The organism is Devosia sp. (assembly GCF_036406155.1).
Lineage (GTDB): Bacteria > Pseudomonadota > Alphaproteobacteria > Rhizobiales > Devosiaceae > Devosia_A.
Genome location: NZ_DASWVV010000150.1, coordinates 1 through 6269, shown reverse-complemented (window position 1 = coordinate 6269; position 6269 = coordinate 1). Strand labels below are relative to the sequence as shown.

Annotated in this window: 8 protein-coding genes and 1 pseudogene; 6 read left to right on the top strand and 3 right to left on the bottom strand. The window is 66.3% G+C overall.

Annotated features, from left to right (window positions below):
- Positions 1-124, top strand: a pseudogene (locus tag VGD93_RS09590) (IS630 family transposase); the annotation flags it as partial.
- A 12-nt stretch (positions 125-136) separates the two neighbouring features.
- Here VGD93_RS09590 and VGD93_RS09585 read toward each other — a convergent pair.
- From VGD93_RS09585 to VGD93_RS09575, 3 genes are all read right to left on the bottom strand, one after another.
- Positions 137-667, bottom strand: coding sequence for a hypothetical protein (locus tag VGD93_RS09585; RefSeq protein WP_395011483.1), 531 nt, complete (start codon positions 665-667; stop codon positions 137-139).
- 205 nt (positions 668-872) lie between these two features.
- Complete coding sequence (gene dksA / locus VGD93_RS09580; RefSeq protein WP_395011481.1) at positions 873-1289, bottom strand: RNA polymerase-binding protein DksA; 417 nt, start codon at positions 1287-1289, stop codon at positions 873-875.
- 115 nt (positions 1290-1404) lie between these two features.
- Positions 1405-1824, bottom strand: a complete 420-nt coding sequence (locus tag VGD93_RS09575; protein WP_395011479.1) for a flagellar assembly protein FliX — start codon at positions 1822-1824, stop codon at positions 1405-1407.
- 236 nt (positions 1825-2060) lie between these two features.
- Here VGD93_RS09575 and VGD93_RS09570 point away from each other — a divergent pair, with 236 nt between their 5' ends.
- From VGD93_RS09570 to VGD93_RS09550, 5 genes are all read left to right on the top strand, one after another.
- Positions 2061-3185: a flagellar basal body P-ring protein FlgI gene (locus tag VGD93_RS09570; RefSeq protein ID WP_395011477.1), complete on the top strand. Its 1125-nt coding sequence runs from the start codon at positions 2061-2063 to the stop codon at positions 3183-3185.
- 60 nt (positions 3186-3245) lie between these two features.
- Complete coding sequence (locus VGD93_RS09565) at positions 3246-3473, top strand: rod-binding protein (RefSeq protein WP_395011475.1); 228 nt, start codon at positions 3246-3248, stop codon at positions 3471-3473.
- A 17-nt stretch (positions 3474-3490) separates the two neighbouring features.
- A complete protein-coding gene (locus tag VGD93_RS09560; RefSeq protein WP_395011473.1) occupies positions 3491-3961 on the top strand; it encodes a hypothetical protein in 471 nt (156 codons plus the stop codon).
- Positions 3962-4065: 104 nt separating this feature from the next.
- On the top strand, positions 4066-4380 hold the full coding sequence (locus VGD93_RS09555) for a hypothetical protein (protein ID WP_395011471.1): 315 nt from the start codon (positions 4066-4068) through the stop codon (positions 4378-4380).
- A 232-nt stretch (positions 4381-4612) separates the two neighbouring features.
- Positions 4613-6160 (top strand): flagellin, encoded by a 1548-nt coding sequence (locus tag VGD93_RS09550; protein ID WP_395011469.1) that lies wholly within the window; start codon positions 4613-4615, stop codon positions 6158-6160.
- Positions 6161-6269: the final 109 nt, after the last annotated feature.

The window sequence follows — 6269 nt, the reverse complement described above, 5'->3', positions numbered from 1 at the left end:
CATGCGCATGGCCCAGCGCCGAACCGTCCCCGATACATGGCGCCACATCGGCGCCCTCGTCCAATCCATCGAGCCAGAAGAATGCGCAAACTACTTCGCAAATGCAGGATATGCTTCAAACTAAGCCAGAACCGCTCTAGTTCCGGCAGCCCTCGCGCAGCGTATCGATGGCGGCCTGGTTGCGGTCGAGCCGGAAGTCGACGGTCAGCGAGCGCTGCCGCACCGGCGTCATCCGCACCTTGAGGTTGGTGCCGCCGACCAGCGAGTTGAGGAAGGCCTCGCTCTCCGGCGTCGTCCAGAACCCTGCCGCGGTGTTGTCGGGCGAGGCCCTGAGCGTGCGCACGCTGGTGGCATTCTGGTCGACCTGGAAGGTGACCGGGGCGATGTCGCCGGACACCGAGACGAGTTGCCCGGCGAAGCGGAACTGCACGCTCAGCGTGCCGGCGTCGCAGGCGACGACCATCTCGGCGGGCTCGCGGCCGGTGGGCAGGGCAGGAATGAGCCGCTCGGAGGCGATGATGAGGCTGCCTTCCCCACCGGGCAGGGGGCCCTTGCGGAACACCCCGTCATAGCAGGCCAGACGCGCGGCATCGTCTTCGATCGAGGCGCAGCTTGCACCGGTGTCCTGCCCGAGGGCGGGCGCCGACAGGAGGGCGGCGAGCAGCACCCCGAAAATTACCTTGAGCAGCGTCCGACTCCCCGTCGCATGAAATCCCCCCGTATATTGCCGTCCACGCCTGCTCCTGCAACCCGCGGGAGAGAGATTGCCGCCCCGTGCGGCGATAGCGGCGAGCCCAGGTTGTCGGCGTGGCTCCCCCCGGCAAGAAAAAGGCCCGCCGGGCGGGCCTTGAGGCAATACGCTGCCGGTCCCGCTATTCGTCGCGGTAGACCTTCTCGCGGCGCTCGTGGCTCTCCTGCGCTTCGAGGCTCAGCGTGGCGATCGGCCGCGCGTCGAGCCGGGCGATCCCGATCGGGTCGCCGGTTTCCTCGCAATAGCCGTAGGTGCCGTCCTCGATCCGCTTCAGGGCGGCATCGATCTTGGCGATCAGCTTGCGCTGGCGGTCGCGCGTCCTGAGTTCGAGCGCCCGGTCGCTTTCGGAAGAGGCCCGGTCCGCCATGTCGGGATGGTTCTGGCTCTCTTCCTGCAGGCTCTCGAGTGTCTCGCGACTCTCCCGAAGGATTTCCTCCTTCCACCGTTCAAGCTTATGTCTAAAGTATTCCCGCTGCCGGGGATTCATAAACGGCTCATCGTCGGTGGGCCGATACTCAAGCATATCCAAAGACGACATTCGCTGAATCAACTCCAATGCGCCCCTAAGGACGGCCTATATAGTTGGCTCGGCTACGGTGGGCAAGCTTGGAAAGCCCTGCTGTCCCACATGTGAGCCGCGGCGGCGCGCGGCTTCAGGACTGTAAGTAGATTCCGCGCTTGGCCAGTTCGACCTGGACCCGCAGCTCGATGTCGTCGATCACTGCATCCAACCGCTGATCGGTGCGCTCGCGCGCCTCCCCGATCAGCGCCTGCAGCTGTCCCAGGCGCTCGTCGCTCGCGGCCCCGGCGAGCAGGTCGGCCCGCATGTCCTCGAGTGCATCGAGCAGACCGGTCGCCCGCCGCACCTGCTTCCGGCGCCGGTGCGCCGGATCGTCGACGGCCTGCAGCGCCAGCAGCGCGTCGATCCCGGCCGCAGCGACAATCCCCGCGCCTGCCGCGGGGGGCGCTGCCGCTGCCCCGCCCTCGAGGCGGAAACCAGCAGCGGATCGGCCCGCGTGGCTGGTGCCACGCGCCGCCGCGCTTCCGATCCTCGCCTTGCTGTCGACCCGCACGGACTCAGGGCTCCACTTTCGTTCCTCGGCAAAATCTGCCGGCGGCGGTTAACGATTGCTTAACGGGCCCGGCAAGACTTGCTCATCGGGGTCGGTGGGCGCCGGGCTCGCCCCGCCGTTCTTTCCGTATTTTCAAAGAGTTATGTCATCCAGCACGGAGTTGGCATGGTTTTCGCTCCATTGCAGCCGACGTCTCGGCTCATGGGGATGGGCCGGGCACATCGGGGACAAACGGCATGGAATTCCGGCTACTCAGACAATTGCTCGCCGTCGCCATCGCGGGCGCCGGCCTGATGGCGGCGCCGACCGCTGCGAGCGCCAGCGCGGCACGCATCAAGGACATCGTCAATATCGAGGGGGTGCGCGACAACCAACTCGTCGGCTACGGCCTCGTGGTCGGGCTCAACGGCACGGGCGACAGCCTCAACAACTCGCCCTTCACGCGGCAGAGCCTGCAGGCGATGCTGGAGCGGCTCGGCGTCAACACACGCGGCGAGAACATGCGCACCGCCAACGTCGCCGCCGTCATGGTCACGGCCAATTTGCCGGCCTTCTCCACGCAGGGCAGCCGGCTGGACGTCAACGTCTCCGCCCTCGGCGACGCCGACAGCCTGCAGGGCGGCACCCTGCTGGTGACGCCGCTCCTCGGCGCCGACGGCGAGGTCTACGCCATCGCCCAGGGCTCGGTGCTGATCAACGGCTTCAAGGCGGCCGGCGACGCGGCGACGGTGGTCTCCGGGGTGCCGACCACGGGCCGCATCTCCGCCGGCGGCCTGATCGAACGCGAGATCGGCTTCACCCTCGGCGCCCAGCGCACGTTGCGCCTCGCGCTGCGCAACCCCGATCTCACCACCGCCCGCCGCATCGCCCTCGCCATCAACGATTTCATCGGCGTGCCGACGGCGACGCCGGAGGATCCGGCGACGGTCCGGGTCCACCTGCCCCGCGGCTTCAACGGCAACATCGTCGACCTGCTGACCGACATCGAGCAATTGGTGGTCGAGACCGACCAGCCGGCCCGCATCGTCGTCGACGAGAATTCCGGCATCATCGTCATGGGCAAGGACGTGCGCGTCTCCAGCGTCGCGGTCGCTCAGGCCAATCTAACGGTCACCATTGCCGAGAGTCCCGAAGTCGTGCAGCCGGCGCCCCTGAGCATGGGCGAAACCGCGGTGGTGCCGCGCACCGACCTCACCGTCGAGGAGACCAGCAGAAACCTCGCGGTCGTGCCGGAATCGGTGACGCTGCAGCAGCTGGTGGACGGGCTCAACGCGCTCGGCATCAGCCCGCGCGACCTCATCGCCATCCTGCAGGCGATCAAGGCCACTGGCGCGCTGCAGGCCGAGATAGAGGTGCTGTAAGTGCAAGGCTCATCTTTCGTTCATCGGGCGGGTAACAATGCGGCGGAGCCACATGCCCAGTTGCGCCTGCAGGCCCGGGAACTGGAGGGCGTCTTCCTCACCACGCTGATGAAGGAAATGTTCTCCGGCATTGATACCGAAGCAAGTTTCGCCCAGGAGACCTGGCGCGGCATGCAGGCCGAGCACTTTGCCACCGCCATGGCCGAGGCCGGCGGCGTCGGCCTCGCGGACAGCCTCATGGCCGACCTCATTGCGCTCCAGGAATCTGCCGCGCGCTCAACGATTTAGCAAAGGAAGGCTGCAAATTGACCACTGCCAGAGACCGTCTTGCCGCCCTCGACGACCTGCCGGCCGCCGCCCTGTGCGATCGCGCCGCCGCGACGCTCGAGGAACTCGCGGCCGTCATGAACGAGGAGACGACGCTGCTGCACGCGGGCCGCATGCGCGACGCTGGCGCGCTGACGGCCGACAAGACCCGCCTCGCCCAGGACTACGTGACGCTGGCCCGCTCCGTGCAGCGGCAGATGGCCCGGCTCAGCCATGAGGCGCCAGAGGCGCTTGCCCGTCTGCGCAGCGGCCACGAGCGGTTGGCGACGCAGATGGCCGACAACCTCAGGGTCATCGCCACCGCGCGCACCGTCACCGAGGACCTGCTGACCGACGTGGCCGCGGCCGTCGGCCGTTCGGAACGCCCCAGGACTTACGGGGCCGGCGGGCAGATGGGCACCGCCCCCGCCACGGCTGCCAGGGGCATCGCCGTCAACCGCGCGCTCTGACCGCGGTCCAATTTTAGGCAAACTGCAGCTCCCCCGGAAACTCTCCCGAAGCGTTCGGCCGATAGGTTTCCCGCGAATCGTCAGGTCCAAGGATGGACGCGGAAATGATCGCGCCGGAACCAGTCAGCGCCGCCAATGTCGCAGGCGCGGAGCGCAAGCCCCGCGTAGCGGCGGTCGCCGCGTCCGACTCGGCAACCGCCGATGCCTCCGGCCAGAGCAGCGGTGCCCAACGTGGGCAGCTCGCCGATGTGCTGCCACCGCTGCCGCCTCCACCCGATCCGCCGGGAACCGCCTACGTCGCGGCCGTTCTCTCGGGTGCGCTGTCGCCCAAGCCGGTGACGCCACAGCAGGTCTATCAGCGCACGGGGGAATGGACTCCTCCGGATTCGCCGCTGCACCTCGCCGACAAGACCATCTGAGCAGCGCCGTCCCCCCCGGCTCCGATCACGGCAGGTTGCCGCATCCCCTTCGTGTCGAATTCTCGTTTCTTGTCAGCATGATACGGCTTCAAACGCGGCCATGCCACGGGCGTGGAACATGCAACTGCGCGCCGCCCGTTAACGCTTCTTTACGGTCTGCTCGCCATAGTTCCCCGGCTGTCTCAGGAAGAGGCGCAAGCTACTCTGATCGGAACCCAGAAAGGGAAACAACATGGCCGATATCAACCTTACCAAGGCGGTTCGCTCGAACCTCCTGAGCCTGCAGTCCACCGCAGCGCAGATGTCCAAGACGCAGGAGCGTCTGGCCACCGGCCTCAAGGTGAACTCGGCGCTCGACAACCCGACCAACTTCTTCACCGCCTCCTCGCTCAACAGTCGCGCCTCCGACATGGGCAACCTGCTCGACTCCATGTCGAACGGTATCTCGACCATCGAGGCCGCGGACAATGGCCTCAAGTCGATCACCAAGACGGTGGAATCGATGCAGTCGACCCTGCGTCAGGCCCGCCAGGACAAGTCGTTCAAGACCGCGTCCTATACCGTCGATAGTTCGCTGACCTCGGGCACGCTGACTTTCACCGGCGGTGCGTTCACCTCTGCCCAATCCGTGTCGCTTGCTGGCACCGATGCGGCGGCGTCCAGCAACGCCACGTCCAGCTCTACCAGCTTCACCTTTGGCGGGCCCCAGACCTTCGATGTCGACGACGCCCTCTCGTTCACCATCGCTGTGGACGGTGGTGCGGCCAAGGCCGTCACGATCAATCGCGCGGTCGTTCAGGGCGTGGGCAACGGCGATGACACGATCGACGACATCGACGAGTTGCAGAGCGCCATCAGTGCCGCGTTTGCCACCGCCGGCGTCACGGGTGTGACACTGTCCAACGATGGCACGGACCTGACCATCACGTCGAACCTCAAAGGGGCGACCTCGGATATCCAGATCGCCGCCACGGCGGTCTCCGACGTCAACACCTCGGGCTTCGCGAATACCACGGGCATTGCCAACGTCGACGCGGCCAACGGCAGCGCCAGTGGCGGCGCCGCCGCCTATACGGTCGACGAGTTGGTCAACAAGATCAACAATGACAGCAACCTCAACACCGCGATCCGTGCGTCCAACGACAACGGTAAGCTGCGCATCGAGAACCTGTCGACGCAGACCCTCAATATCGACGGCGTCACCAGCAGCGGCAAGCTCGATGGCACGACCAGCGGCGCTGCCAATATCGGCGGCAACGAGGTCCGCAAGAGCCTTGTTGAGCAGTTCAACAACCTGCGCGACCAGCTCGACAAGTTCGCCGACGACGCCTCGTTCAACGGCATCAACCTGTTGCGCGGCGACAAGCTGAAGCTGACCTTCAACGAGACCGGCACCTCGACCATCGAGATCCAGGCCAAGAAGTCGGACGGCAGCGCGACGTCGATCAACAACACCGAACTCGGTATCACTCTTGCCGAGGAGGCGCACTTCGACAACGACACCACGCTCGACGCCCGGCTCGACGTGCTGAGCGATGCGCTCGGCACGCTGCGGTCGCACGCCTCGAACTTCGGCTCCAACCTGTCGATCGTCGAGAACCGCCAGGACTTCACCAAGAACATGATCAACACCCTCGAGACCGGTGCGGCGAACCTGACGCTCGCCGACACCAACGAGGAAGCGGCCAACCTGCTCGCCCTGCAGACCCGCCAGCAGCTGTCGTCGACGGCGCTGTCGATGGCCTCGCAGGCCGACCAGGCCGTGCTGCGCCTGTTCTGATCGAGCGCAAGGATCGCGCTTCTGGGAGGCGGGCCCCGGCCCGCCTCTTTGCTTCTGGACCATTCCGCGCCATCAATTCGACACGAGCGCGGTAGCGCTTTGGTGATCC